The sequence below is a fragment of the Curtobacterium sp. AC273 genome, assembly GCF_979253735.1.
In genome coordinates, this window is sequence record NZ_CEEDDU010000013.1 from 29,045 (window position 1) to 53,754 (window position 24,710).

At 71.7% G+C, this 24,710-nt stretch carries 25 protein-coding genes, 1 rRNA gene and 11 pseudogenes; 10 read left to right on the forward strand and 27 right to left on the reverse strand.

The features are described from left to right. Positions 1 to 32: 32 nt before the first annotated feature. Positions 33 to 1,868, reverse strand: coding sequence for a hypothetical protein (locus ACZ8AI_RS19995; protein WP_464859594.1), 1,836 nt, complete (start codon positions 1,866 to 1,868; stop codon positions 33 to 35). Here ACZ8AI_RS19995 and ACZ8AI_RS20000 point away from each other — a divergent pair. The 5 genes and pseudogenes from ACZ8AI_RS20000 (at position 1,861) to ACZ8AI_RS20020 (ending at position 6,693) form a co-directional block, all read left to right on the forward strand. Then, positions 1,861 to 2,471 (forward strand): annotated as a pseudogene (locus tag ACZ8AI_RS20000) (SDR family NAD(P)-dependent oxidoreductase). The gene ACZ8AI_RS19995 and the pseudogene ACZ8AI_RS20000 overlap by 8 nt on opposite strands. Positions 2,472 to 2,960: 489 nt before the next feature. Further along, positions 2,961 to 3,830: an ABC transporter ATP-binding protein gene (locus ACZ8AI_RS20005; protein ID WP_464859595.1), complete on the forward strand. Its 870-nt coding sequence runs from the start codon at positions 2,961 to 2,963 to the stop codon at positions 3,828 to 3,830. A gap of 216 nt (positions 3,831 to 4,046) precedes the next feature. Further along, positions 4,047 to 4,826 (forward strand): annotated as a pseudogene (locus ACZ8AI_RS20010) (ABC transporter permease). A 494-nt stretch (positions 4,827 to 5,320) separates the two neighbouring features. After that, positions 5,321 to 5,560: pseudogene (locus ACZ8AI_RS20015) on the forward strand (histidine kinase); the annotation flags it as partial. 513 nt (positions 5,561 to 6,073) lie between these two features. After that, positions 6,074 to 6,693, forward strand: a pseudogene (locus ACZ8AI_RS20020) (response regulator). A gap of 12 nt (positions 6,694 to 6,705) precedes the next feature. On the opposite strand, the gene ACZ8AI_RS20025 reads toward ACZ8AI_RS20020, so the two are convergent. The 13 genes and pseudogenes from ACZ8AI_RS20025 to ACZ8AI_RS20085 form a co-directional block, all read right to left on the reverse strand. Then, positions 6,706 to 7,212 carry a hypothetical protein gene (locus ACZ8AI_RS20025; protein ID WP_464859596.1) on the reverse strand — a complete coding sequence of 169 codons (507 nt, stop codon included), beginning with the start codon at positions 7,210 to 7,212 and terminating at the stop codon, positions 6,706 to 6,708. Positions 7,213 to 7,330: 118 nt separating this feature from the next. Continuing rightward, the gene (locus tag ACZ8AI_RS20030) at positions 7,331 to 7,669 is read right to left on the reverse strand and encodes a hypothetical protein (protein ID WP_464859597.1); all 339 of its coding nucleotides are present in this window, start codon (positions 7,667 to 7,669) and stop codon (positions 7,331 to 7,333) included. Between the two features lie 554 nt (positions 7,670 to 8,223). Further along, positions 8,224 to 8,946 carry an alpha-amylase family protein gene (locus ACZ8AI_RS20035; protein ID WP_464859598.1) on the reverse strand — a complete coding sequence of 241 codons (723 nt, stop codon included), beginning with the start codon at positions 8,944 to 8,946 and terminating at the stop codon, positions 8,224 to 8,226. A 37-nt stretch (positions 8,947 to 8,983) separates the two neighbouring features. Then, positions 8,984 to 9,406, reverse strand: a complete 423-nt coding sequence (locus ACZ8AI_RS20040; RefSeq protein WP_464859599.1) for an alpha-galactosidase — start codon at positions 9,404 to 9,406, stop codon at positions 8,984 to 8,986. Continuing rightward, positions 9,388 to 9,753 (reverse strand): hypothetical protein, encoded by a 366-nt coding sequence (locus ACZ8AI_RS20045; protein ID WP_464859600.1) that lies wholly within the window; start codon positions 9,751 to 9,753, stop codon positions 9,388 to 9,390. The genes ACZ8AI_RS20040 and ACZ8AI_RS20045 overlap by 19 nt, the downstream gene beginning before the upstream one ends. Beyond that, the gene (locus ACZ8AI_RS20050) at positions 9,740 to 10,738 is read right to left on the reverse strand and encodes a hypothetical protein (RefSeq protein WP_464859601.1); all 999 of its coding nucleotides are present in this window, start codon (positions 10,736 to 10,738) and stop codon (positions 9,740 to 9,742) included. Before ACZ8AI_RS20050 ends, ACZ8AI_RS20045 begins: the two co-directional genes overlap by 14 nt. Next, positions 10,672 to 11,241, reverse strand: coding sequence for an ATP-binding cassette domain-containing protein (locus ACZ8AI_RS20055; protein ID WP_464859718.1), 570 nt, complete (start codon positions 11,239 to 11,241; stop codon positions 10,672 to 10,674). The genes ACZ8AI_RS20050 and ACZ8AI_RS20055 overlap by 67 nt, the downstream gene beginning before the upstream one ends. Positions 11,242 to 12,674: 1,433 nt before the next feature. Then, positions 12,675 to 12,833 (reverse strand): annotated as a pseudogene (locus ACZ8AI_RS20060) (ABC transporter permease); the annotation flags it as partial. A gap of 217 nt (positions 12,834 to 13,050) precedes the next feature. After that, positions 13,051 to 13,884 (reverse strand): ABC transporter permease, encoded by an 834-nt coding sequence (locus tag ACZ8AI_RS20065; protein WP_464859602.1) that lies wholly within the window; start codon positions 13,882 to 13,884, stop codon positions 13,051 to 13,053. A 78-nt stretch (positions 13,885 to 13,962) separates the two neighbouring features. Then, positions 13,963 to 14,247, reverse strand: coding sequence for a hypothetical protein (locus ACZ8AI_RS20070; protein WP_464859603.1), 285 nt, complete (start codon positions 14,245 to 14,247; stop codon positions 13,963 to 13,965). 34 nt (positions 14,248 to 14,281) lie between these two features. Beyond that, a complete protein-coding gene (locus ACZ8AI_RS20075; protein WP_464859604.1) occupies positions 14,282 to 14,575 on the reverse strand; it encodes a hypothetical protein in 294 nt (97 codons plus the stop codon). Between the two features lie 10 nt (positions 14,576 to 14,585). Continuing rightward, entirely contained in the window at positions 14,586 to 15,134 is a 549-nt protein-coding gene (locus tag ACZ8AI_RS20080; RefSeq protein ID WP_464859605.1) for an ABC transporter substrate-binding protein, read from the reverse strand. Continuing rightward, positions 15,023 to 16,005: pseudogene (locus ACZ8AI_RS20085) on the reverse strand (ABC transporter substrate-binding protein). The gene ACZ8AI_RS20080 and the pseudogene ACZ8AI_RS20085 overlap by 112 nt, the downstream one beginning before the upstream one ends. Before the next feature lie 203 nt (positions 16,006 to 16,208). On the opposite strand from ACZ8AI_RS20085, the gene ACZ8AI_RS20090 reads away from it, so the two are divergent. The 4 genes from ACZ8AI_RS20090 (at position 16,209) to ACZ8AI_RS20105 (ending at position 18,723) form a co-directional block, all read left to right on the forward strand. Then, the gene (locus tag ACZ8AI_RS20090; protein WP_464859606.1) at positions 16,209 to 16,775 is read left to right on the forward strand and encodes a glycosyl hydrolase 2 galactose-binding domain-containing protein; all 567 of its coding nucleotides are present in this window, start codon (positions 16,209 to 16,211) and stop codon (positions 16,773 to 16,775) included. 484 nt (positions 16,776 to 17,259) lie between these two features. Further along, a complete protein-coding gene (locus ACZ8AI_RS20095) occupies positions 17,260 to 17,760 on the forward strand; it encodes a hypothetical protein (protein ID WP_464859607.1) in 501 nt (166 codons plus the stop codon). A gap of 58 nt (positions 17,761 to 17,818) precedes the next feature. Continuing rightward, positions 17,819 to 18,523, forward strand: coding sequence for a hypothetical protein (locus tag ACZ8AI_RS20100; protein WP_464859608.1), 705 nt, complete (start codon positions 17,819 to 17,821; stop codon positions 18,521 to 18,523). Further along, positions 18,520 to 18,723: a hypothetical protein gene (locus ACZ8AI_RS20105; protein ID WP_464859609.1), complete on the forward strand. Its 204-nt coding sequence runs from the start codon at positions 18,520 to 18,522 to the stop codon at positions 18,721 to 18,723. Before ACZ8AI_RS20100 ends, ACZ8AI_RS20105 begins: the two co-directional genes overlap by 4 nt. A 230-nt stretch (positions 18,724 to 18,953) precedes the next feature. Here ACZ8AI_RS20105 and ACZ8AI_RS20110 read toward each other — a convergent pair whose 3' ends face one another. From ACZ8AI_RS20110 to ACZ8AI_RS20135, 6 genes and pseudogenes are all read right to left on the reverse strand, one after another. Beyond that, positions 18,954 to 19,454: an alpha-galactosidase gene (locus ACZ8AI_RS20110; protein ID WP_464859610.1), complete on the reverse strand. Its 501-nt coding sequence runs from the start codon at positions 19,452 to 19,454 to the stop codon at positions 18,954 to 18,956. After that, positions 19,400 to 19,744: an alpha-galactosidase gene (locus ACZ8AI_RS20115; RefSeq protein ID WP_464859719.1), complete on the reverse strand. Its 345-nt coding sequence runs from the start codon at positions 19,742 to 19,744 to the stop codon at positions 19,400 to 19,402. Before ACZ8AI_RS20115 ends, ACZ8AI_RS20110 begins: the two co-directional genes overlap by 55 nt. Next, complete coding sequence (locus tag ACZ8AI_RS20120; RefSeq protein ID WP_464859611.1) at positions 19,626 to 20,273, reverse strand: alpha-galactosidase; 648 nt, start codon at positions 20,271 to 20,273, stop codon at positions 19,626 to 19,628. The genes ACZ8AI_RS20115 and ACZ8AI_RS20120 overlap by 119 nt, the downstream gene beginning before the upstream one ends. A gap of 101 nt (positions 20,274 to 20,374) precedes the next feature. Continuing rightward, positions 20,375 to 20,515: pseudogene (locus ACZ8AI_RS20125) on the reverse strand (hypothetical protein); the annotation flags it as partial. Beyond that, on the reverse strand, positions 20,455 to 20,673 hold the full coding sequence (locus ACZ8AI_RS20130) for a hypothetical protein (protein ID WP_464859612.1): 219 nt from the start codon (positions 20,671 to 20,673) through the stop codon (positions 20,455 to 20,457). The gene ACZ8AI_RS20130 and the pseudogene ACZ8AI_RS20125, both read right to left, overlap by 61 nt. A 106-nt stretch (positions 20,674 to 20,779) precedes the next feature. After that, positions 20,780 to 20,938, reverse strand: coding sequence for a hypothetical protein (locus ACZ8AI_RS20135; RefSeq protein ID WP_464859613.1), 159 nt, complete (start codon positions 20,936 to 20,938; stop codon positions 20,780 to 20,782). 231 nt (positions 20,939 to 21,169) lie between these two features. Here ACZ8AI_RS20135 and ACZ8AI_RS20140 point away from each other — a divergent pair, with 231 nt between their 5' ends. Beyond that, on the forward strand, positions 21,170 to 21,427 hold the full coding sequence (locus tag ACZ8AI_RS20140; RefSeq protein ID WP_464859614.1) for a hypothetical protein: 258 nt from the start codon (positions 21,170 to 21,172) through the stop codon (positions 21,425 to 21,427). 209 nt (positions 21,428 to 21,636) lie between these two features. Here ACZ8AI_RS20140 and ACZ8AI_RS20145 read toward each other — a convergent pair. The 7 genes and pseudogenes from ACZ8AI_RS20145 to rrf all read right to left on the reverse strand — a co-directional run bounded on the left by ACZ8AI_RS20145 (position 21,637) and on the right by rrf (position 24,596). Next, positions 21,637 to 22,654: pseudogene (locus ACZ8AI_RS20145) on the reverse strand (beta-galactosidase). Then, positions 22,615 to 22,908: pseudogene (locus ACZ8AI_RS20150) on the reverse strand (beta-galactosidase); the annotation flags it as partial. The pseudogenes ACZ8AI_RS20145 and ACZ8AI_RS20150, both read right to left, overlap by 40 nt. Then, positions 22,830 to 23,033: pseudogene (locus tag ACZ8AI_RS20155) on the reverse strand (hypothetical protein); the annotation flags it as partial. The pseudogenes ACZ8AI_RS20155 and ACZ8AI_RS20150, both read right to left, overlap by 79 nt. Further along, positions 23,006 to 23,431 (reverse strand): annotated as a pseudogene (locus ACZ8AI_RS20160) (hypothetical protein); the annotation flags it as partial. The pseudogenes ACZ8AI_RS20155 and ACZ8AI_RS20160, both read right to left, overlap by 28 nt. Before the next feature lie 261 nt (positions 23,432 to 23,692). After that, positions 23,693 to 23,989, reverse strand: a complete 297-nt coding sequence (locus ACZ8AI_RS20165; RefSeq protein ID WP_464859615.1) for a hypothetical protein — start codon at positions 23,987 to 23,989, stop codon at positions 23,693 to 23,695. An 87-nt stretch (positions 23,990 to 24,076) separates the two neighbouring features. Next, entirely contained in the window at positions 24,077 to 24,280 is a 204-nt protein-coding gene (locus ACZ8AI_RS20170) for a helix-turn-helix domain-containing protein (protein ID WP_464859720.1), read from the reverse strand. Positions 24,281 to 24,477: 197 nt separating this feature from the next. Beyond that, positions 24,478 to 24,596 (reverse strand): 5S ribosomal RNA (rrf, locus tag ACZ8AI_RS20175). Positions 24,597 to 24,710 lie beyond the last annotated feature (114 nt).

Consider the following 24,710-nt stretch of genomic DNA (forward strand, 5'->3'; position numbering starts at 1 on the left):
GCTGCCCGGCCCGCCCTCGGTGTCGGTCGGGTTCATCGCGGAACGCGTGCACACGGATGCGCACCGACCCCGAACCAGCGTGCGGCTCCGGGACCTCGAGGACGGCGAGGGCCTTCGGCCTCTCCGAACTGTTCGACCTCCGACGACCTGCATGCTTCCGGTGTACCCGCGCGTTGCTCCGGTGCAACCTCACAGGGTGCGGTACGGGTCTCCCCCTGACGGCCGTGGAGGCACGGCACCAGCCCGCCCCGCGCCTCCAGTCCGCCTGCGGGCCGTCTCCCACGGCTACACCGGCCGTCGCCAACGCGAGTTGCGCCTCGTGCCGGGCGACGGGCGTTCGCCGCCGGCGGACGGCCTCGGTACGCCTCCCGGTAGTCCCGCGAGAAGTGGATGCACTGCGGAAGCCGACGGGCCGTGGCCGCGCGTGCGGCGGTGTCGCCGTGCACGATCATCCGCCGTCGCTTCTTCGCCGAGCCGCGTCCGCTTGAGGTGTACTGGGCGGGGGTCATGCCGGTCGCCTCCCCTTGAAGCGGGGCGAACAGGGTGGACTCCGCTGACCCGGAGCTCGCGGGTGAGGCGGTCCATCGACTCACGGCTCGGCTATGGTCCGGTGAGCAGGGTGGCGGTCGCGGCGGCGACGAGCACCGAGGTGCGCCGGGAGCCGTCGAGTGCGGCGGTGATGCGCGGTGCCTGTTCGGTCTGCGGCAGGCGGAGGACGATCTCGCGCGAGACGAGGGGGAAGAGCACCGGCGCGTCCTCGGGGGTGTCGAGCAGGGCGAGGCGGTCGGGCGAATGCGTCGGCGAGCGGTTCGGTCCAGGTGCCGAGTCGGGGCACCTCGCCGCGAGGCTGGGCGGTCGGCGCGGACACTCGACGCGACGACCTCGCCGACGACCGTCGGGTCGAGCCGCCAGACGGCGGAGACGAAGCCGTCGCTGCCGGCGGTAAGTCGACGACACCGGCGACGTGACGGGCAGGTCGACGGGGGTGATGATGAAGCGCTCGCGGCTCTAGAGCTGGTCGTCGTCCCCGACGATAGAGCGCTTGCGCCTCGCGGAGGACGACGGACAACGACGGCGAACGGCACCGGCAGGTCGAACAGGCCGGTCCGGCTCGAGCACGCGCGACACGGTGAGGCCGAGCGCATCGGCACGGTGCGCGGACCCGGCGCGTGCGGCCGGGGTCGTGGTGGTCGGTTCCGAGGACGGCGGCGTGGGCGGTTGCGGATCGCCGCGGGCACGGTCGAGATGCTGCGCAGTGAGAGATCGTCCACGTCCGCCAACCTACCGAGGGGGTCTGACGGCCGAGGCCCTGCGCCCGATCGGCACGGACTTCGTGGGTCCGGGCAAGCAGCCGGAGCCGCTCGTCGGCACGAGCATCGGACCATGACCACCGCACCGAACGACACCCACCGCACCGCCCTCGTGACCGGAGCCTCCAGCGGCATCGGCGAGGCCGTCGCTCGCGAGCTCGCCGCCGCGCCGGCATGACCGTCGCCGTCGCCGGCCGTGACGAAGCCCGCACGCGTGCCGTTGCGACCGACATCGAACGCCAGGGCGGTCGGCCGCTCACGCTCGTCACCGACCTGTCGGGCAGCGAGGTCCGCACTCGCCGCCGGCCGCGACCGAGCAGCGCCCCCCCCCCCCCCCCCCCCCCCCCCCCCCCCCCCCCCCCCCCCCCCCCCCCCCCCCCCCCCCCCCCCCCCCCCCCCCCCCCCCCCCCCGGCGGCGGCGCGGGGGGGCCGCCCCCCCCCCCCCCCCCCCCCCCCCCCCCCCCCCCCCCCCCCCCCCCCCCCCCCCCCCCCCCCCCCCCCCCCCCCCCCCCCCCCCCCGCCGGGGGGGCGCGCGCACGTCGACGTCCTCGTGAACAACGCCGGCGTCTACCCGGGCGGCCTGACCGAGTCGCTGTCGGACGACACCGTCGACGCCCTGCTCGCGACGAACATCCGCGCCCCGCACGTCTTCGTCGCCGCCCTCGCACCGGCGATGGCGGCACACGGCGGTGGGAACATCGTGAACATCGGCTCGTGGATGGCGCGGGTCGGCGTGCCGTTCATGGCGCTGTACCTCGGCGACGAAGGCCGCGGTCGAGCGGCTTCGACCCGTGCCTGGGCCGCGGAGTAGGGCACAGGGGCATCCGCGTCGCGACCGTGGCGCCGGGCGCGACGGCTGACGCCGGGCAACGCGGACTCGGCGGACGCGCTGGCGGCGATGACGCAGGCACCCCGGCGGGCCGACCGGTGCAGCCGGTGGACATCGCCCGCGCGGTGCGGTGGGTCGTCCGACGAGGCCGGCAAGCGTTCGTAAACGGCGGCACGATCGACGTCGACGGCGGGATCGCCTCCACGCGGATGGCCTGGAGCCGCACGTCGGGTTCCCCGGGCAGGACGGGCAGGATGGGACCATGCGCTTCGACGAGGTCCTCACCCGCCCCGACGGTCCCGCGGTCGCCGAAGAGGTCGCGCGCTGCGTGAGGTCCGGACGGCACGTCATCGAGGGGGTCCACGCCAGGTCTCACCGCGGGGAGTACTGGCAGTTCCGGCTCGACCTGGACGAGCACCGGCAGCGGTCAGGACCCTCGACCGTTCGGACCAGCCGACGATCTCGTACCCGCGACAGGGTCCTGGACACCTTCGGACGGCCCGCCCAGGACACGTTTGAGCACAGCACCGTCGCCGGAGGTGTCGTGCGGCTGGCCGCGCCGGAGCTGATGCTCCGCTGGGGGCGTGGCCCGGAGAGCTTCCACCCGGTGCTGATCCAGCACATCGGGCAGCACTCGATCCTGGTGACCTTCGAGCACCGTGAGAGACCCGCAGCGACACGGACGACCTCCTGGTGGTCGACGAGCGGGATGGCATCGCCCGCCGCTCACTGGAGTACGGCGAGGCCACCATCGTCACCAGCGTGCACGCGGTTGATCCGGACGAGGTCCTGCCGCCCGTGCACTTCGAGCCGCTGACGGAGTGGATCCGCCCCGACTACTTGACTCGATCGACCTGTTCCGGTTCCGCGGCCCTGGTGTTCGCGAACCGGAACGTCACAACGAGAGCAGAGCCATCCTCCCGTCGGAGGACAACCGGACCACCGACCCCGCCGATCCCTCCTCCGCCCCCGCGACCGAGCACGCTGGTCTCAAGGCCCGACACCCCCGCCATCGAGGTCCGCTTCACCGCGGCAAGCAGTACGCCACCGGCAAGGTCGCCGTCGACGACGTGAGCTTCGACATCCACCGCGGCGAGACCTTCGCCCTGCTCGGCCCGAACGGCGCCGGCAAGACCACGACGGTCGAGGTCCTCGAGGGCTACCGCACCCGCACCGGCGGTGACGTCACGGTCCTCGGCTACGACCTGGCCCGCATCGAGCCGCAGCCACAACGCCCGCATCGGCATCGTCCTGCAGACCAGCGCCGAGTCCCCCAACGTCACGGTCGCCGAACAGCTCCGGCATTTCACGACGCTCTACCCCCGGCACCGCAGCGTCGAGGAGCTCCTCGAGAAGACCGGGCCTTCGAGACGCAGCGCAACACCCGCATCAGCCGGCTGAGCGGCGGGCAGCGCCGACGCGTCGACGTCGCCCTCGGGATCATCGGCCGGCCGGAGGTCCTGTTCCTCGACGAACCGACGACCGGCTTCGACCCCGAGGCCCGTCGCCGCTTCTGGGACCTCATCGACGAGGTCAAGCGCGAGGGCACCACGATCCTGCTCACGACGCACTACCTCGACGAGGCCGCACACTTCGCCGACCGCGCCGCCGTGATCGCCGACGGCAAGCTGCTCGACATCGCACCGATCGACGAGATCGGCGGCGCGCCGAGGCCCGGACGCCCCGCGTGACCTGGCGCGACGATGCCGGCGAACAGCACGAACAGCGCACGAACGAACCGACGGCACTGGATCCGGGAGCAACCTGGACGCCATGCACGACCTCGAAGTCATCCGCTCCGTCCCTCGAGGACGTGTCTACCTCTCGGAATGGTCGGCCAACGATGAGCACCGCAACCGCGAACACCACCCGCACCGTCAACGCAGCCACCATCGGCGCCCACCGGCATCGGCTACGAACTCCGCTCGTACTTCCGCGCTCCCGACGCGGTCTTCTTCACCTTCCTCTTCCCCATCGTCATGCTGGCGCTCTGCTCGGTCGCGTTCAGCAGCGCGCCCGACATCCAGGCGGGCCTGAACGTCAGCGTCGACTACGCCACCTACTACCTGCCCGGCCTGGTCGCGACGGGCATCCTGCTCTCCGGCACCCAGTCGCTCGGCGTCGACATCGCCGGCGAGCGCAGCGACGGCACGCTGAAGCGGCTCGGCGGCACCCCGCTGCCGGTCCTGAGCTACTTCATCGGCAAGATCGGCATGGTCCTCGTCACGACGATCGTGCAGACAGCCCTGCTCCTGGCGATCGCGAGCCTGGTCTTCGGCGTCGACCTGCCCACCGACGGCGGCGCATGGGCGCCCCTTCGCGGGCATCATGGTCCTCGGCGTCGCCACGAGCTGCGTGCTCGGCATCGCCATCTCCGCGCTCCCCCGCGAGGGTCGGCGGGCCACCGCCACGATCGTGCCGATCGTGCTGGTCCTGTAGTTCATCTCCGGTGTCTACCTCCCCTTCACGCAGCTGCCCGACTGGTTGCAGAACGTCGCGTCCGTCTTCCCCCTGCGCTGGATGGCGTCGGGCATGCGGTCGGTCTTCCTGCCCGACGACGCTTCGCGTCCGCCGAGCCGGGAGGCGCGTGGCACCTCGGTCTCGGCATCCTGGTCCTGGCAGCATGGCTGGTCGTGGGCGCGGTGGCCTGCCTGCTGACGTTCCGGTGGAACCGCAAGGACGCGTGATCCGCCCTGTGGAGAACTCCGGAACGGCGCGAGCGGGATGGGATGCTGTGCTCATGAGCGGCGAGATGTGGGTGCGCAACCGGTGGTTGCACGTGTTCTTCGCGGGCACGATGCTCCTCACCGCCGTGATCACCGCGTTCGGCTGGTCGCCGTGGGCGAGCCGCTGGCCCGCGTCCCTGGCGATCGTGGTGCTCGTCGTCGCCTACGCCGCGTACGGGCACCGCGGCTACGACAGCCCTCGCGCCGCCGCGGCCTTCCTGCCGCTGGTGATCGCCGCTGCGCTCGTCCTGCCGGCGGTCGCCCCGAGCACCGCGTTCGTGCAGTGCATCGTGTTCCCCCTCGTCTGGGTCCAGTCCGAACGGGTCCGCACCGCCGTCGTGCTGTCGATCGCCGTGGGGATCGCGAGCGGCATCGGCCTGCAGATCGCGAGCGGCCCCGATGCCCTGGTCAGCACCCTCCTCATCGAGGGCATCAGCGTGATCGGCGCCTGCGCGATGGGCGTGTGGATCTCGAGCGTCGCCGGCCTGTCGGAAGAGCGCCGCCAGCTCGTCGAGCAGCTCCGTGCCACGCAGGACTCCCTCGCCGAAGCCCACCGCCACGCCGGGGTCACGAGCGAACGCGAGCGCCTGGCCCGCGAGCCCCACGACACCGTCGCGCAGAACCTCGCGGGCATCGTCATGCTCACTGAACGGGCTCGGGGCGACCTCGCCGCCGACCGTGTGGACCGCCTCGACGAACGGCTCACCGTCTCGAAGAGTCGGCGCGCACCCCTCGAAGAATCCCGCACCCCTCGTCGCTGCCGGAGCCGCCGGGGTCGCGGGCGACGGTCTCGGCGCTGCACTCCACCGCCTCGGCGAACGCTTCGCCCGCGAGACCGGCGTCGCCGTCACCGTCGACGCCCCGGACTCCGCACTCGATCGCGACGCACAGGTGGTCCTGCTCCGAGCCGGACAAGGAGGCGCTGGCCGATCCGTGCGCACGCCGACGCCGACTCGGTGCACGTCGCACTGCACGTGGCGGCCGACCGGGTCGGCCTGCGGATCGCGGATGACGGGGTCGGGTTCGACCTGGCCGTCCCGACCGCGGGCCACGGCCTGCGTGGGCTGCGCGAGCGACTCGCCCTCGCGGGCGGGTCCTGCACGATCACGAGCGATGCCGGACGCGGCACCGTCGTCGCGGTGGCGCTGCCCACCGGCGCCGAGCCGCGCCTCCCCGGCCGTCACCGTCCCCGCGACGGAGGTGACCCGGTGATCCGCGTCGTCGTCGCGGACGACCACCCGATCGTCCGCGCCGGGATCGTCGCCCTGCTGCAGGACGCCGACGACGTCGAGGTGGTCGGGCAGGCGAGCGACGGCGAGGCAGCCGGCGATCACCTCGCCGAGCGGCCGGACGTGGTCCTGATGGACCTCGGATGCCGGGGATGAACGGCGACGCCGCGACCGCGAGCATCCTCGACCGCGAGCCGCGATCCGCGTGCTCATCCTGACCACGTACGAGTCCGACGACCAGATCCTCGCCGCGATCGAGGCCGGCGCTGCCGGGTACCTGCTCAAGGCCGCGCCGGAGTCGGAGATCCTCGCGGGGCTGCGTGCGACGGCCCGCGGTGAGACGGCGCTTGCTCCCTCAAGGGCTGCGGCGCTCGTCCGCCGGACCACCGGCAAGCCCGCCGCCGGACTGGCCCTGTCGCCGCGCGAGCTCGAGGTGCCGCAGCTCGTCGCGCAGGCAACTCGAACCCGGCGATCGGCCGGACGCTCTTCCTCAGCGAGACGACGGTGAAGACGCACCTCGGGCACGTGTTCGAGAAGCTCGGCGTGAACGACCGACCCGTGCGGTGACCCGCGCGATGGAGCTCGGCCTCCTCCGCTGATCAGCGAGCCAGTCAGGTGCCGCTGGTCAGTGTGACGAAGGCGTTGACGCCCTCGACAGCACTCCGGACGACCACCGCGGTGCGCTCGGGTCGCAGCGTGATCGTGTCCTCACCGCGTGCCCACGTCAGCGCCCCGACACCGGCACGATCAGCCCGTGCACACCCCTTCCCCGCCTGGTGACTCCAGCCGTTGACCATTCGCCACCGCGGTGCTGCCCAGGCGCGCCGGAACCACTCGACGTCGCTCGGGCACGGACCGGAGCGGTCCTCGTACGCGCCGTCGTGATCGTCACCGCCTCGCCGACGCCCACCGAGTCGACCGGGTCGATGTCGAGCCACCGGAGCAGATGCGCCACGAGCGCCCCGGGACGGACGATGCCGAGCGCCTCCGAGCCGTCCGGTTGACCAGCGCGCATGACGCACTTCTGCCCCTGCATCCAGCACGCCCACTGCAGGTGGCGGGGGTGTCGCTCGCGGGGTGCTCGACTCGACGACGAGCAGTGCGTCGTGGTCGACCACCGGCCCGACCAGCTCGTCACCCTTGTCGGTGAGGCCGCCGAACCGCCCGACGAACCCGAGCTCGCGCGCGGCGACCCCGGCCTCCGATCATCGTGCGGCCGCCGGCACCATGCCGCGGTCACGGAACCGCACCAGCTGGTCGAGCACCCCGACCGAGTCCGCCACGGCAGGGTCGGCCCCGGCCGGCGGCTGCGGCGAGCGCCCCGTTCCCGGCGATCGGCTCGTCGAGGGACCGGCGCCACCGCGAGTCGAGCATCCCGTCGACGACCGCGACGACCACCGGCCAGTCACGCGCCGAGCACGCGACGGTGACCCGGACCCGCACATCCCGCACGACCCGGAGGTCTCGGACCACGACGTCGTCCGGTTCGGTCAGGGCGACGGTGACCCGGTCCTCCGCGGCTTCGAGCAGGAGCGCGTCCGGCCGGTCACCGAGCAGCCGGGAGACCTGCGCCACGGGGTCACCGACGGTCTGACCGAAGTCGATCGAGGCCCTCCCTCGACCGGTCCAGGCGAACGCCGTCCGGAGTCCGGCTGACGGTCCACCCCCTCGGGAACCTCGAGCACGAGACCACCGACGACGGCCAGCGCATCCCAGCGCACGTCGGGCCAGGGGTCCCACGGCACGTGCCGCGTCATCGACGTTCCCCTCGATCGCGCCGCCACGAACCCGCTGCCGCCGTCCGCTCCCCCCGTTCTGCCACGTTCTGACCATCGCAGGGTCGTGGTCGAGCGAACGAACCTCAGCGCACACCGACCGAAGGCCGCTGCCGACTGGCATCCGAATTCGGCCGTGTCCGATCCGGACCGTGAAACCCGGGGATCGCGGTCCAGATCCGACAACGACGAGAACGGCATCGTCCGTCTGTTCGCCATGACTACTGATCACCGGACTCGCGCAGCCGGCCCTCCCTCGGACTTGCCTGATGTCACGGCCCGGAGGCGCGGCCCGCACTCGCACCGCGCCTCCAGACCAGGACGCACACCGGCTGCCATCCGGCCCGCGTCCCTCTACCGCCCCGCGTCCGCCTCCTGCGACCGGACGCGGAACACCCGCGCGGTGGGCGTCGCGCCAGCGTGGTCGATGTGCAGCTGCTCCGAGGCCCGGTCCCAGGAAACCGACCACGGCCCGAGTGCCGTCGGGAACAGCGCCTCAACGGTGACGTCGGCACCGGTCCGACCCAACGACCCCAGCGGCAACGACACCCGCGACGACGCCCCCGGCAACGCCCACACGGACAGGTACAGCTCCCCGGAAGCAGCCCGTAGCCCGAGCGCGACCCAGGGGTCCTCCCAGCCGGGCAGCCCGAGCGGCCACACCGGCACCGACGAGTCGACGATCCCGAGCACCTCCCGGTGCGCTGCGATCGCCGCAGCCACCACCGACCGCTGCGACGCCGACATCTCGTTGAGGTACCCCGATAAGTACATCCGCCCGAGCACCCCGTTCACCAGCGACAACGTGAACAGGTCGTCCGACATCGACGGCGCCGGGTACGCCCAGTTCCCGGCCTGCTCCGGCAGCATCGCCGCAGGAGCAGCGGCGGCGATCGACGCGGACAGCACCGGGTCCTGCTGGTCCGACGTCGACTGCATGTGCAGCCGCGAGAGCATCGCGAAGTCGGCGCGCATCGCTCCGGAGGCGCAGTTCTCGATGAGCAACGCCGGGTACCGGCCTGCACGTCGTCGAGCCAGTCGAGCAATGCCCGCGCGTGCTCGATCGCCCCGGACCACGGCCCCGTCATCGTGTTGTTGTCCATCTTGAAGAACGTCAGCCCGAGCCCCCGACCAGCCGGTCGACGACCGCGTCGAGGTGCGCCCGGGCCTCCGGCGAGCGCAGGTCGAGCAGGTGCCGCCCGTGCTCCGCGACCCGCACCCCGTAGTGCTGCACGAAGGCATCGTCCGGCAGCGACGACGCCAGCGGTGAGTGGATCCCGATCACCTCGGGCTCGAGCCACAGCCCGGCCTGCATCCCGCGCGCGCTGATGTGCGAGAGGACGGCCCCGAGCCCGGTCGGGAACCGCGACGCCGCTTCCTCCCACGCTCCGACGGTGTCCCACCAGTGCCCCTCGGCGTACCAGCCGGCGTCGATGCAGAACAGGTCCGCTCCGGCTTCGGCGGCCGCGTCGATCAGGGGCAGGAGCTTCTCGGTGGTCGGGTCGCCCATGAGCGTGTTCATGTAGTCGTTGAACACGAGCGGCAGGGCTCGATCGGCCTCGCGGAGATGTCGGAACGCCGCCGCTGCGCGGTCAGCACCTCGAAGGCACCACCAACCGACCCGGCGATCCCCACCGACACCGGCACCGACACGAACGGCTGCCCGGGCCGGACGACCGCGGTCCACTGGTGCTCCTGGTCGGTCGGCCCGCTGCACAGCACGTACGCGTGCCGCCGGGTCTCCCCAGCTCGTACAGCCACGGCCCGTTGCGCTCGACCTGCCGCACGAGCGCGTACGACGACCTCGGCATCGGCCGGCACGGTCCCGGCCAGCACCCCGATCGGTAGCGCCTCACCCGTCGACCACGACTCACGGTTCTGCACCACGGGGCGGCTGGGGGGCGGTGGTGCTGGCCTCCCGGTCGATCCGCGCCAGTCCGATGTCACGCAGCGGATCGGTCCGCCAGCGGCTCTCCGCCGCCCAGTCGTTGTCCGCGTGCGTCAGCGCCAGGTCGTCGACGCCGGCACCCGAGTCCGTCAGGAACGCCCCGGTCGCGAACGAGGACACGAAGTCCACGACCTGCTCGCCCCGCTCAGCGCGTACCTCGGTCCACGTCCGAACGCCGCGACGCCGGCTCGCGCCCGGAAGACCGACTCGACCTGGAGGCCCGTGGCTGCGTCCGCCTGCACGACCCGGAACCACAGGTCGGTCCCGTCCTCGGACATGCGGTGCGACACGGGTCGCAGTCGCGCCCCGATCGTGGAGTCCACGTGCCGGAACCCACCCGGGAACCGACCGTGCCCGAGTCGTCAGCTCGACGAGCGGCTGCGGGTCGTCGGGTCCGTCGGAGAGCGGGCCGTCGGCGAGCACCCCGCCGGCGCCCACGAACGACACCAGGGCCGCGGGCTGGTCGGGTCCGATCCGGAAGCGCGCGGCGAACCCGTCCGCGACCCAGTCGACGAACGTGGACCCGGCACTCATCCGCGCGCCGACCGGAGCCGGCTCGCTCGACACCCACTGGCCGATCGTGTGGTCGTAGCAGGTGGTGTTGTCGATCGTGGAGCGGTCGAGCGCCGGCCCCGCCGTCACCCGCCGTTCGCCGCGCTCGGGGTCCGGTGCCGCCTCGGCGAGCAGCCGGGTGTAGTCGTGGTGGGGGTCGAGGATGACGGCGTCCGAGGGGCCGCGCTCGACCACACGGCCGCGGTAGAGCACCAGGATCTCGTCCGAGAAGTGCCTTGCGGTCGCCAGGTCGTGCGTGATGTACAGGACGGCGAGCCGGTCCTCCCGCTGCAGGCGTCCCATCAGGTTGAGCACGCTGAGCCGGATCGACACGTCGAGCATCGAGACGGGTTCGTCGGCGACGAGCACCCTGCGCACCCGGGGCTAGCGCGCATACATCGCGACGCGCCGCTGGCCGCCGGAGAGCTCGTGCGGGCGACGGGTCGCGAAGTCCTCGTCGAGGTTGACGCGGCCGAGGAGCTCCCGCACGCGGGCGGCGGTCTCGTCGGCCCCGCGCGTGCACTGGTGCAGCTGCAGCGGCCGGGCGATGTGGTGCTCGATCGAGTGGAACGGGTTGAGCGACGAAGAACGGGTCCTGGAACACCATCTGACGTGCCGGCGGTACAGGCCTTGCCGAGCACCGGGGTGCCGTCGTCGAGCCGGACGTCGATCGAGCCACGGGTGGTGGTCTCGAGCTTCGCGAGCATCCGGGCGATGGTGGACTTGCCCGAGCCGGACTCGCCGACCAGGGCGACGGTGCGGCCCGGCTGCAACTCGAACGACACGTCGTCGACGGCGCGCAGGGTCTTGCGCCGCAGGCCCTCGCGGGTGTGGAAGTCCTTGCCGAGGTGGCTGACGGTGACACTGGTCATGACGTGACCGCCTGGTCGGTGGCGATTCCCGAATCGACCCCGCTGATGATAGGCCTTGCGCTCCCCCGACAGACTCGGGAACGACTGCAGCAGCCGCTGCGTGTACGGGTGCTTGGAGCTCGTGCTGGATCACCGACGCCCGGTCGAACTCGACGACCTCGCCGCGCAGCATGATCGCGATCCGGTCGCTGATCTCGAGCAGCAGCAGCAGGTCGTGCGTGATGAACACGACCGCGAAGCCGAGCTCGTCACGGAGCCGGACGATCTCGCGGAGGATCTCCCGCTGCACCACGACGTCGAGCGCCGTCGTCGGTTCGTCCATGATCATGATCTGCGGTTCGAGCAGCATCGCCATCGCGATCATCACGCGCTGCCGCATGCCGCCGGAGAGCTCGTGGCGGGTACGCCGTGATGCGGGATGGGTCGACCCCGACCCGGCTCAGCGCGTCCTCGGCGATGGCCCGGCGCTCCTTGCGGGACATCCCGCGGCGGTGCTCCTTGAGGGCGTCGTCGAGCTGCGCCCGGATCGTGGTGACCGGGTTGAGCGCGTTCATCGCCCCTTGAACACCATCGACAGCTTCGACCAGCGCACGGCCCGCAGCTGCTCGTCGCCGAGGCCGAGCAGGTCGACGTCGCTGCCGTCCCGGTCGTGGAAGGTGATGCTGCCCGACGTGACCTTCGCCGGCGGCTTGTGCAGCCGGGTGATGGCGTAGGCCGGCGTCGTATTGCCGCAGCCGGACTCCCCCGCGAGCCTCGAGGATCTCGCCGGGCGCGAGGAAGCGTCCAGCGGCGTCGTCCTTCACGGCGTGCACGGGGTGCTCGGTCTCCCGTAGACGACGTCGAGGTGCTCGATCGTCAGCACGGCGTCGCGGCGGCCGGCCGCGGTGGCGGCGATTGGTCCGGTGGTCAGGGTCTCGGTGGCGGTCATCAGTCGGTCCTCTTCGTGTCGTGCTGCGCACTGTCGATGCGCACTGTCGTGACCGGCGGTGGCGACGCGAGCCGTGCCTCCAGTCCGGGTGGAACGTGCCGCGCGACGGGAGGCGACGCTCACGGCGGCGCTGCGCACGCACGTTGGCCAGGCGCGGGTTGATGACCTCGTCGATCGAGAAGTTGACGAGGGACAGGCCCATGCCGAGCAGGGCGATGAGCAGCCCCGGCGCACGAACCACCACCACGCGCCGTTCGCGAGCGCGAAGCCGTTCTGCGCGTAGAAGGACAGCCGAGCGTCGACGAGTTCGACGCCCCCGAGTCCGAGGATCACGAACCGGTACTTCCTCGAGGATCGCCGCGATCACCGCGAACACGAACTGCGACGCCAGGACGGCAGCAGGTTCGGCAGGATCTCGACCGCGATCACCCGCCACGGCCGCTCGCCCGGCGACCCGCGCCGCGGAGACGTAGTCGCGGTTGCGGATCGACATCGTCTGCGCCCGGAGCACCCGGGCGGAGCCGGCCCACGACGTGATCGCGAGGACCACGGCGATGGTCCAGCCCGCGTGCTCGCGCGGCACCAGGCCGGAGATGACGATCACGAGCGGCAGGCCAGGGATCACGAGGAAGACGTTCGAGAAGAGCGAGAACGCCTCGTCCATGATGCCGCCGAGGTAGGCGCCGAGGATGAAGAACGCGGACAGCACCGTGGCGAGGACGCCGACGATCAGGCCGATCTGCAGGCTGCCGCGGGTGGCGAAGGCGAGCTGGGCGAGGACGTCCTGCCCGGTCTGCGTCGTGCCGAGCAGGTTCGCCTCGCTCGGTCCCTGCAGCCCGGAGTCCCGATCGTGGTCGGGTCGCCGACGAGCAGCGGGCCGATCACGCCGAACAGCGTGACGCCGGCGACGAGCACGATGCCCGTGACGAGCCACGGGTGCAGGGTTGCCGCAGGAAGGGCGCAACGCCGCCCTTCGGTCGGGACGCGCGGCGGTGGCGTTGCGCGTCAGATCGGCGCGATTTCCGGCGAGCGCGCCGATGGTGGGTTCGGTGTCCTGCTGGATGTGCTGGGTCATGTCGTCTCCTCCCCAGTTCGGGCCCGCGTCCGCGGGTCGATGATCCCGTACAGCAGGTCGACGACGAGGTTCGCGCCGTAGGACCGCCAGGGTGGATGAACAGGAAGATCCCCTGCATGAGCGCGTAGTCGTTGTTGGTCACGGCGGACAGCAGCTTCGACCCGATGCCCGGGTACGAGAACACCTGCTCGGTGACGACGGAGCCGGACACGATGAACCCGAGGGAGATCGCGAAGCCGGCGACGGACGGCAGCACGGCGTTCCGGGCCGCGTAGTTGCGCAGGATCTTGCCGTTCGACAGGCCCTTGGCCTGGGCGGTGGTGATGTAGTCCTCGGACAGCGTCGACACCATCATGTTGCGCATGCCGAGCAGCCAGCCGCCGAGCGAGGCGAGCACGATCGTCGCCGCCGGCAGGATCCCGTACTGGATCGCCGACCCGATGAACTCCCAGTTGAAGCCCGGGGTGAGCACGACGTCGTGGCCGCCCTGCGCCGGGAACAGGTGGATCCCGGTGGCGAAGAAGTAGACGAGGATGAGCGCCAGCCAGAAGTACGGCACGGCGGCGAGCAGCGTGGTGGCGGGGACGAACGAGTCGAGCCAGGTCCCCGGCTTCCACCCGACGAACGCCCCGAGTGCCACGCCGATGATCGGCCGCCAGGATCGTGGCGATCCCGACGAGGGCGATGGTCCACGGCAGCGAGCTCGCGATGACCTCGGTCACGGGCGCCGGGAAGTAGCTGACGGACACACCGAGGTCACCGCGGAACACGTTGCCGAGGTACTGGCCGTACTGGACGATGAGCGGTTCCGAGGAATCGCCACCGAGGAACGCTCGTACGCCTGCCGGGTCGCCGGGGTCACCTGTCCGCCGCGCTGCTGGAGCTTGGCGAGCAGGATGTCCACCGGGTTGCCGGGCAGGAGCCTGGGGATGATGAAGTTCAGCGTCAGTGCCGCCCACAGTGCGACGACGTAGAAGCCGATCTTGCGCAGGAAGTAGGTCATCGTCGAGTGCTCCTCGGTCGCGATCCCATCGGGGTCAGCCCTTCTTCGCCGGCTTCAGCGCCTTGAAGATCTCGGCGTTGTCCGGGCTCGCCCAGACCGCCGGGAAGGCGTAGAGGTCGTCGTCGGTCGGCCAGCCGGTGAACTTGGCGAGTGGAACTCGCTCGTGGTACCGCCGGTCATGACGGGGATGTAGGGCATGTCCTCGACGACGTGCTGCTGGATGGTGTCGAGCAGCGGCTGCGTGGCGGCCGCTGTCCTCGGGGTTCGTCGCCGCGAGCTTCGTCAGGGCGCTGTCCACGTCGGCGTTGCTGTACCGGGCGATGTTCATCGGTGCCGCCTCACCGACCTTCGCGGTGTTGGCCGTCGAGAAGTAGTTGTTGTAGAGGTAGTACGGGTCTCGCGGTCGGGCCCTGGCCGAGCGAGTCGATCGCGAGCTCGTAGTTGCCCTTCGTCTTCTTGTCGGTCCACTCGTTCCACGACGACTGCTGCGCCTTGAGCTCGATGCCCGCCATGGCCTTCAGCTGCTGCGTCATCGTGTCGATCGCGGTGATGTAGTCGGTCCAACCGGTGACGACCTCGACCGTCAGGGACAGCTTCTTGCCGTCCTTGGCGTAGATGCCGTCGGCGCCGCAGCGGCTTCGGCGTCCTCGAGCGTCGAGGCAGCGGCCTTCGTGTCGGCGCCGTTCGGCATGACCGCCGGCTCGATGTCCTTCGAGATCGTGTCCTTCTGCGTCGTGGTGGAGCGCGAAGGTCGGCGAGATGTCGCTGGCGGTGTTCATGAACGCGAGCGAGTTGAGCTGCTTGCGGTTGATCGCGTCGGCGATCGCGTGCCGGACGGCCTGGTCGGTCTGCGGGTCCCGTGCAACTCCATCGCCTCGGACGAGCACGTGAGGAGCGCCATCTGGTTCTGGCCGACGGTGATGCCGTCGGCTACGCCCTTGGTGGTTGGATGGGGTCCATGTTCGGCACCGGGCCGGTCTGCCAGTCGATCGACCCCTGCTTCCAGGGCGTCGGCGCCGGCGGTGTTGCCGGAGAGCGACAGGTAGCGGATCGTCTTCACCGCGGGGGCGCCGCCCCAGTACTTCTTGTTGGCCTCGAGCGTGAACGCCTGCGCCTTGAAGGTGCCGAGCGTGTACGGACCGGTGCCGACGGGCTTCCGGCACGACGTCGGTCGTCGGGTCGATGTCCCTTCCACAGGTGCTCGGGCACGATCCAGGTCTTGCCGAGCAGGTTCGGGCCGAGCACGAACGACGGCTTGGCGAACGTCACGACGACCGTGGAGTCGCCCTCGGCCTTCGCGGTGCCGTCGTAGCCGATCGAGTTCAGCGCCTTCTGCTTCTTGAGCATGTCGAGCGTGAAGACGACGTCCTTCGAAGTGAACGGCTTGCCGTCGCTCCACTGCACGCCGTCGCGGAGGCGTGATGGTGAGCTGCGTGCCGTCGCTGTTCCACTCCGACGACTTGCCGAGGAGCGGCTTCGGGTCGTTCGTGTTGACGTTGGTGATGAAGAAGAGCGACTCGTAGATCGTGCCGACGCCGCCGATGTTCGACGGCAGACCACGGGTTGTAGTTGATCTGGTAGTCGCCGGACTGTCCGGTGTACGCCACCAGGGTCGAGTCGGCGTCGCCGGCGGTGGCGGAGCCGCTGGCACTGGCAGCCGCCTGCAGCGCGAGGCCGGCAGCGAGGAGCACGGCGCCGCCCGATGGCGAGCCGTGAACGGGTTGTCTTGAACATCGTTGTCCTTCCGGTCTGCGTCATCGCAGGTCCACGTTGTGAGCGCGATTGTTACACGCTTAAACTAAGGGTGGTCAGAGAGTTGCGACGAAGCGGCCGACGAGCATGGGAGACGCGATGGAGCGGACGACACTGGACGGCACGTGGACGGTCGAGGCGGTGAGCGGGCTCCGCCGAGTCGGCAGCGTTCCGCTCTCCCGGTCGAGGCGGTGGTCCCCGGCCCTTGCGTGCACACCGACCTGCTGCGAGCGGGGCGGATCGCCGACCCGTTCGACGGCGACCAGGAGGCTGCCACGCAGTGGATCGGCAACACCGTCTGGCGGTACCGGCGAACGTTCGAGTGGCCGGAGAACGCAGCCGACAGCGCGACGGACGCACCCGGCGCGACCGGCGCCCAGCGCCACGACCTCGTCGCCGAGGGCCTCGACACCCTCGCCACCGTCGAGGTGAACGGCATCGTCGTCGGCACCACGCGGAACCAGCACCGCTCGTACCGTTTCCCGGTCGGGCACCTGCTCCGCCCCGGCACGAACGCGGTCGTCGTCACCTTCGACGCCCCCGTCCCCCGCCGCGGTCCCGCCTCTCCCACGCAGCACGGCGGCGAGCTCCCCCACGTCAACCACCCACCCGTACAACGCGCTCCGGAAGAACGCGTCGAACTTGGGTGGGACTGGGGCATCGACGTCGCCACGAGCGGCATCTGGAAGTCGATCGGCATCGAGTCGTGGAGCGGCGTGCGCATCGCCGCGGTCCGCCCGCTCGTCGACGTCGACGGCACCACCGGCGTCGACTGACCGCCCCGTGGACGTCGAGGTCCGCGGGCTCGGCGGCTCGCTTCTCGCAGGCCATCGGCACGGCACCGGCCGCGTCCGCCAGCTGGGTCCGGGATCCGTCGTGGCCTGGAGGCACGGATCACCGTGGCCCCGCACCGCACCGCGTCCGCAGCGTCGTCGGTTCCCGACACCGCGCTCTCCCGGCCCGGACGCACCGATCGTAGGCGGGTCCCGGCCGGTGACCGACGGATCGGCGACCGTGCGCCTCGAGGCTGCCGGACGTCGCCGCCCGGTGGCGCACTGGGCGAGGGTGACTAGCCGCTCTACGACGTCCGCGTCGAGGTCGGCGACGCCGTCCGGACGCTCGGCCGTGCCGGGTTGATGCCGGTCAACATGCCGCGCGCCGACGCCGGCGGCGCACCGTCCCTGCCTCCCGCGCGACCCGACCGCGCCGGTATCGTCGAGGCGCGGACCTGATCCTACGATCACGCCGTTCCTCACCGAGATGACCCCCGCGCGCTACGCCGACCGGATCCAGGACGCGGTCGACGCGAACGTGAACCTGCTCCGCATCTGGGGCGGCGGGATCTACGAGGTCCGAGGACCTGTACGACCGGTGCGGACGAACTCGGCGTGCTCGTCTGGCAGGACTTCCTGTTCGCCTGCGCCGCCTACGCGGAGGAGCCCTGGCTCGCCGACGAGGTCGAGCCCGAGGTCCGCGAGGCCGTCACCCGCCTCAGCTCCGCACCCCTCACTTCGTGGTGTGGAACGGCAACAACGAGAACCTCGTCGCCTACGCGGAGTGGGGATAAGCGGCCGTCGCTCGTCAGCCGCCACCTGGGGCAACGGGTACTACCGCTCGCTGCTCCCCGCCGTCGTCGCCGAGCTCGACCCGACCCGGCCGTACACGCCGGGCAGCCCGTTCTCGTTCGACGAGTACCTGACGCCGAACGACGAGCGCAACGGCAGCGTGCACATCTGGGACGTGTGGAACCAGCGCGACTAACGGGTACCGCGACTGGAAGCCCCGCTTCGTCGCCGAGTTCGAGTTCGGGGTCGCCCGCGTGGTCGACCCTCTCGACGTCGTGACGCGAACCGCTCGACCCGGACGGCCACGAGATGCTCGTGCACCAGAAGGGGCGCACGAGGGCAACCGGAAGCTCGCCGACGGCATGGTCGGGCACCTGGGTTCGGCGGCGACCATCTCCGAGTGGCCCATCGAGGACTGGCACTTCGCCGCGCAGCTCAACCAGGCGCACGCGATCCGGTTCGGCATGGAGTGGTTCCGGTCCCGCACGCCCGACAACACCGGCATGGTCGTCTGGCAGCTCAACGACGACTGGCCCGTGGTCTCGTGGGCACTCGTCGACCACGCCGGCATCCGGAAGCCGGTCTGGTACGCGGTGCGGCAGGCGTACCAGCCGGTGCCGCTGACGGGCAGCCGGCTCGTCCGAGGGCGGGCTCGAGGTCGTGCTCGTCAACGCGTCGGGTGTGCCGGTGTCCGACGAGGTCACGGTGTCCCGTGTGGCGTTCGACGGCACCGTGCTCGAGTCCGCGTCGTTCCCGCTCGCCGCCGACCCGGCCGACGCCGACCGGGCGACGCTGCCGGAGTCCCTCGCGGTCCCGGAGGACGCCGGGTTCGAGGTCCTCGTCGTCACCGGGGCGGGGACCTCGCACGGGTGCACGACTTCGCCGAGGTCGTCGACCAGGTGTTCGACGCGGACCCGCTCTCGGCGTCCGTCGAGGCGACCCCGACGGCGCGCACGTGACCGTGACGACGCGCTCGTACGCCCGCGACGTCTCGCTCTTCCCGGACCGGGTCGACCGTGCGGCGCGGGTCGACGACGGCCTGGTGTCGCTGCTTTCCGGCGAGTCCGTGACGTTCACCGTGTCCGGCGCTCCCGGCATCGACCCGGGTTCCCTGACGTCCCCGTTCGTGCTGCGCCACGCCGGCTCACTCCACCGCTAGCCGGCGCCCGCCTCGGCCCGCCCTGGCCCCTGCCCGCAAAACGCAACGTCGGCGGTTGCTCGCAGCGCAGTACCGCGAAAGAGCAACCGCCACAGTTGCGTTTTGCGGGCGACGGGGGACGGGACCCGGCCCGGCCCGGGTCAGTCGACCGCGTCGAGCCCGAGCACGATCGCGGTCCCCGGGCGCGAGCATCGGCAGCCGCGCCCCGACGTCCGTGAACACCGCCCCGGTCAGCTCGAGGTGCCCCCGGCCGAGCCACGGCGGCGGCACCGGGTCGAGGCCGCGCGGCACGGCGAGCCCGTCCACCGGAGCCAGCCGGTAGCGTCGGCTGCGATCGAGCCCGCGGATCCGCAACGGCACCGCGAGGGACCTCCGGTCCGGTCACGGTCCGTGCGACCCGGACGAGCGCGCGTGAGCCGTCCCGGGCGACGACCGCGGTGGCGTCCAACCCGGGGTCCCCCAGGTCGAGGTGCCGCACCCGCCCGGAGTGAGCAGCCCGCGCTCCCGCCGGTACAGCGCCGTCCCACGCCCGGATCCGGTCGAGCTCGTCGGGCGGCTTGGCGGGTGATGTCGGTCTCGATGCCCGCGGAGCCGAACAGCGACACCGCCATCCGGAAGTCCAGGTCGAGGTGCCGCCGGGTCGTGTGCGAGACCTCGGGCCCGACGTGCGACCCGATCAGCTCGAGGGGCAGCAGCAGCTCGGTCCAGCGCTGGATCGGCAGGCGTTCCATGGCGTCGTTCGAGTCCCGACGCCCACACCCGGTCCGGTCCGCTCGAGCACGCCGAGGTCGGTCCGCGCTCCCCGCTCGCGCGCCTCGATCTCGAGCCACGGGTGCCGGAGTCGCAGCTCGTCCATCAGGGCGTAGACCCCGCGGGTGTGCGCGTCGATCCCGGCCCGACGGTCATGGACCGCGTGCACGATGTCGCGGTTCTGGTCCCACTTCACGAAGTCGACGTGGTGCTCCCCGATGACCGCCGACATCGCCTCGAGCACGTGTGCGCGGGCGAGCGGGTTCGCCATGTCGAGGACGTACTGGTTCCGCCAGAGTGCGGACGTCGTCGTCGGGCCGCTGGAGCATCCGCTCGGGGTGCGCCGCCGCCAGCTCGGACACCGGGCTGACCATCTCGGGCTCGAACCAGAGGCCGAACTCCATGCCGAGGCCGCGCACGTGGTCGACGAGCGGCGCCAGGCCGTCGGCCAGACCGTCCGGGTCGACGCTCCAGTCGGTGCCGTGCCGTCCGAGCGCCGGCCGAGGAACCACGAAATCGTCCAGCACGAAGCGCTCCACGCCGACGTCCGCGGCGGTGGCCAGGGCTGCGGGCGCCCCGAGCTCCTGCCGGTAGTAGACGGCCTCCCACGTTGTTGAGCACCACGGGGCGCGGTCGCCGCGGGTGACCGGGTCGAGGCGCGGAGGGAGTCGTTGCAGTCGGTCCGACAGCCCGTCGAGCCCGGCGTCGCTCCAGACGAACACGACGTCCGGGCTGGTGAAGGTCTCGCCCTCGGCGAGCACGACCTCACCCGATCGCAGGAGCTCGCCCGCGCCGAGCACCGGCCGAGCCTCCTGGAGGACGTCGATGGCGGTACACCGAGGTCCGCGCTCCACGCCAGGTGCACGGCCCCCGGCTCCCCGGTGTCGTCCGAGAACCCGGCGGTGCCGAGCACGAGCAGCGTCGGGGCGTCGTGCCCGGTGCGGCCGCTGCGTCGGGTCTCTCGTGTGTGCGCGCCCTGCGTCAGGGCACGGCGCGCTGCGGGGTGCGTTCGCGGGTCCACCCGGCCGGCGAGGTCGAACACCTCGGCGACCGCTCCCCGACGGGTGGCGTGGCGTCGAGCGCCTGCAGGTGCACGGGCCGGTGCCCGGCGTTCGTCACGGCGTGCCGGACGCGCAGCACGCCGGCCTCGTCGAGGGTGAACGCACTCGCGAGCGTCAGGCTGTCGGAGGTCGCGGTCACGAGGCGCTACCGGACTCCGGCCACCACCTCGACGTCGCGCCGCCCAGGGCGAACGGTAGTTCCCCGTCGACATGCCCGGCGATCGCAGGAACGCCCCTCCCAGCCGTCACGTTCGGTCGGCAGCACGGTGAGAGCGGCCACGGCACGTCGAACCCGCTCGGGGTGACCGGCCGTCCGGCGCGCGGAGCAGGTCCTCGGCGTCGGTGACCAGCGCGAGCGGCTCGACGTCCGCGCCCCAGTGCAGCACCTCGGGCAGTCCGTCCACGGCGGTCGCCGAGCACGAGGGACGCCCCGCCGCCCCGCAGGACGTTGGAGGTGCCGCACCGGCTCCGCGGCCCCGGCCGGCGTGGGTTCGCGATCGAGGACGGTCACGACTGCGCGCTCCTCGCGGGTACGCGGACGCGACCGGCGGGCACGACCGTGTCCGGCCCGTGCACGGTCCCGTCGAGCACGTCGGTCCCGGCGGCCGACCAGGACGACCCCGTCGCCGTCGAGTGTGGTTCAGCAGGAACAGGAAGGCCGAGCCGTCGTCACGGACGCGACGCACAGCCTCCAGGCCCTGGAGGGCGCGGTGACCGTCCGCGGGACCGCCCCCTCCGCGATGATCCAGTCCACCACCCGCTGGGTGCTCTGGTCGGGCAGCCTCGCCGACACGTACCAGGCGCCGCCGCACCAGCGGCGCGGCGGGTCACCGCCGCACTCACTCGGCGAGCGGATCCGTCGTACGACAGCACCGCCTCGGCGTCCTCGATGACCACGGCCTTCAGCAGGCCCAGTCGGTGACTACGCCGCCGTCGTCGAGCGTCCGCGTCTCGTCGACCTGCAGTGGCGTCCAGGCTCCTCGCTCACACGCGCACCGAGGACCTGGCGGAAGGCGCCGGGGTACCCGCCGGTCCGGATCCGCGCGGTCTCGTCCGGCGACCCCGGACAGGTAGGTGACGACCAGGGCGGCACCGCGGTCGACTACGGCGGCGAGCCGAGGCGGCCGGAGGCGTCGTCGACGATGAGCAGGGTCGGCAGGACCACGACGTCGTAGCCGTCCGGGTCGGCGTCGAGCGGGACGACGTCGGTCAGCACCTGCCGGTCGTGCAGGAAAGGCCCGGTGCCACGCACGGATCTCGGTGGCGTAGCGCGGCCCCCGGTGGGGCGCTGAGGCCGGACTGCAGGCGCCCGGCGGAGGCCTCGTCGACGACGATCGCCACGCCCCGGGCCGGCTCGACGCGGCTGCCCTGCACGGGCTCGAGCGCACGCAGGGCCCGGCCGAGCGCGAGGACCTCCCGCCACACCCGCGTCGCGGTGCCGGCGTGCGGGAGCATCGCGGGGTGGAACTGTTCCGCGCCGCGGGTCGACTGCGCGCTTGCTGGAAGAAGAGGGCCCCGTCGGAGCCGTGGGCGGCGTGGGCGAGCGCGTTCCCGGACGAGACTCGCTCAGGATCGCTTCGCACGGTTCCGCTGCTGCCAACTCCGGGCCGCCCGTCGAGTGCTCCATGAGCAGCCACGGGCCGCGGCCGCGCGTCATGCCGCGCATCCGGTCCCCGGCCAGGGCGAGGTCCTGCTCGCGCCGGGGGTCGTCGACCAGCGTGTAGTGGTCGTTCGCCGGGATCGCGACGTGCCGGGCCCACTCGGCGTAGTCCGCGACCTGCGAGCCCGCGCCGACCATGAAGTTCGTGATCACCAGGACCTCCGAAGTGACGTTCGATCACGGCCTTCTCGGCGTCGAAGTGCCGGAGCAGCGCATCCGACGAGTACCGCTCGAAGTCGAGCGCCAGCCCGGGGTTCGGGGCACCGCCGACCCCGCGCGGCGGCGAGACCTCGTCGGAAGCGACGTGTAGGATGTGCCCCCAGAAGGCCGTGCCCCACGCGGCGTTCGCCGGCGTCGACGATCCCCGTACTGGTCGGTGAGCCAGTCGCGGAAGTCGGCAGCCGACTCCTCGCGGTAGCGCCGTCCATTCCCGCCGCCGAGCTCGTTGCTGACGTGCCACAGCCGGACCGCGAGGTGCCGACCGTAGCGCTCGGCGAGGGCCCCGACGATGCGGAGCGCGTGCTCCCAGAACGTCACCGAGGCCGCACACCACGAAGCTGTCCACCGAGGCTGCTCGCGGCGTTCGAGTGGCGTCGACCGGCTAGGATCTCGGGGTGGGCGGTCAGCAGCCAGTTCGGCGGTGCGGCGGTCGGCGTCGCCAGGTCCACCGCGATCCCGTTCTTCGTGCAGCAGGTCGAGCACCTCGTCCAGCCACTCGAAGGTGAACTCCCCCGGCGACCGCTCGAGCAGCGCCCACGAGAAGACCCCGACCGTAGACGGAGTTCACCCCCGCCTCGCGCATCAGGCGGACGTCCTCGTGCCAGACCTCGCGCGGCCACTGCTCGGGGCTGTAGTCACCGCCGAACGACAAGCCGTCGGTGGGCCAGGGAACGGTTGGGGCAGCGGGCACGACGCATCTCCCTTCGATGGGTGGACCGCACCAGCCTCTCCAGGTCTCCCCGAGTTTGTCAACGTGTGTAACTAAGCCCGTCGGCGCCGATCTGCGCGCCTCACTCACCCAGCAGCCGGCGGATCGCGAGCGCCGCTCCGGCCCGGGCCCACTCGGAGAACTCGAACGGCTGGACCTCGATCGGCTGGGCGGGCTCGTCGTGCAGGCGCCAGGGCAGCGCGGAGTGCCTCGTCCACGGCGGGCCGCGCGAGGTCGTAGACCGGCAGGCCGTCGCCGGTCAGGACGATCGCCGACCGGGTCCGCGATGAGGACCGCACTCGCCAGCACGACCCCGAGCGCGCGCCCGGCATCCTCGAACGCCGCCGTGGCCCGGGTGTCCCCGGCGCGGGCGAGCTCGACGACCTCGTCGTAGGTCTTGCCGTCGTATCCGGCGATTCCTGTGCGATCACGGGGCTCGGCAGGAAGCTCGAGGTGCAGCCGTGGTGACCGAGGCCGCAGTCCGGCCCTCCGCCGAGGACGTGCCTTGTGCCCGATCCGTCCGGCAGGCGCCCGATGCTCCCCGATCGAGACTCTGTCCGTCCTTGCCGATCAGCCCGAGCCCGATGCCCTCTGCCGACCGTGACGAGCACCATCGACCGGCGACCGAAGCGCCCGCGCCGAGCCAGTGCTCCTTCGCGAGGTCAGGGCGATGAGGACGTCGTTCGCGGTGAACACCGTCAGCCCGGAACGCTCCTCGACCATGGCGGCGAGGGGGACGTCCTGCCAGCCGAGGAACTGCGACGACACCACGGCGGCCCGACCGTCACGAAGCACGATGTCACCCAGCAGGCAGGGCCCCCACGGCACAGATCGCCGAGGTGGACCGCACTGGAGCTGCTCGGACACCGCCGAGACCTGGTCCGCCAGGTCCTCGGGCGACGAAGGACTCGATCGACTCCTCGTGCAGGGCGAGCACACGGCCGCCGAGGTCTGTCACTGCGGCGTAGAGCCGGTCCTTCGTGAGCTTGACGCCCAGGAACTCCCACTCCCCGTGCTCGTCTGCAGCAACTCCGGCGGACGCCCGGTGGCGCCACGCACATCCGTGCCCACCTCGACGACCATCCGGTGTGCCACGAGGGTGCGCATCGCCCGCGTGAGGCTTGCACGCGAGAGCCCGAGCGACCGAGCGATCCTCAGCCCGCGAGAGCACGCCGTGGATGAGGATCTCCCGCAATGCCAGTCGGGAGCCCTCGGGCATCGCCGGCCAGGCTTCGGTCATCATTCCTCCGTCGGCTGATCCTGTGGCGTCCCCGCTCCCTGCGCAGAACACCCCGTTGAACGCAGAAAACCCCTGACCACGGATGGTCAGGGGTTCCCTGGTGTTGCAACGTTGAGTCCGGCGGCGTCTATGCTCTCCACAAGAGTCCCCCTTGCAGGTACCATCGGCGCTGAGAGGCTTAGCTTCCGGGTTCGGAATGTGACCGGGCGTTTCCCTCTCGCTATGACCACCGGAACACCTTCGACTTGACCTGTTACGGATCAAGCTATCCCGCGCGCGTCGGCGCGGCCCATTCAGTTTCATGTTCCCGATCGTCTGTCGGGAACCACAGAAGTGGACGCGAGCCCC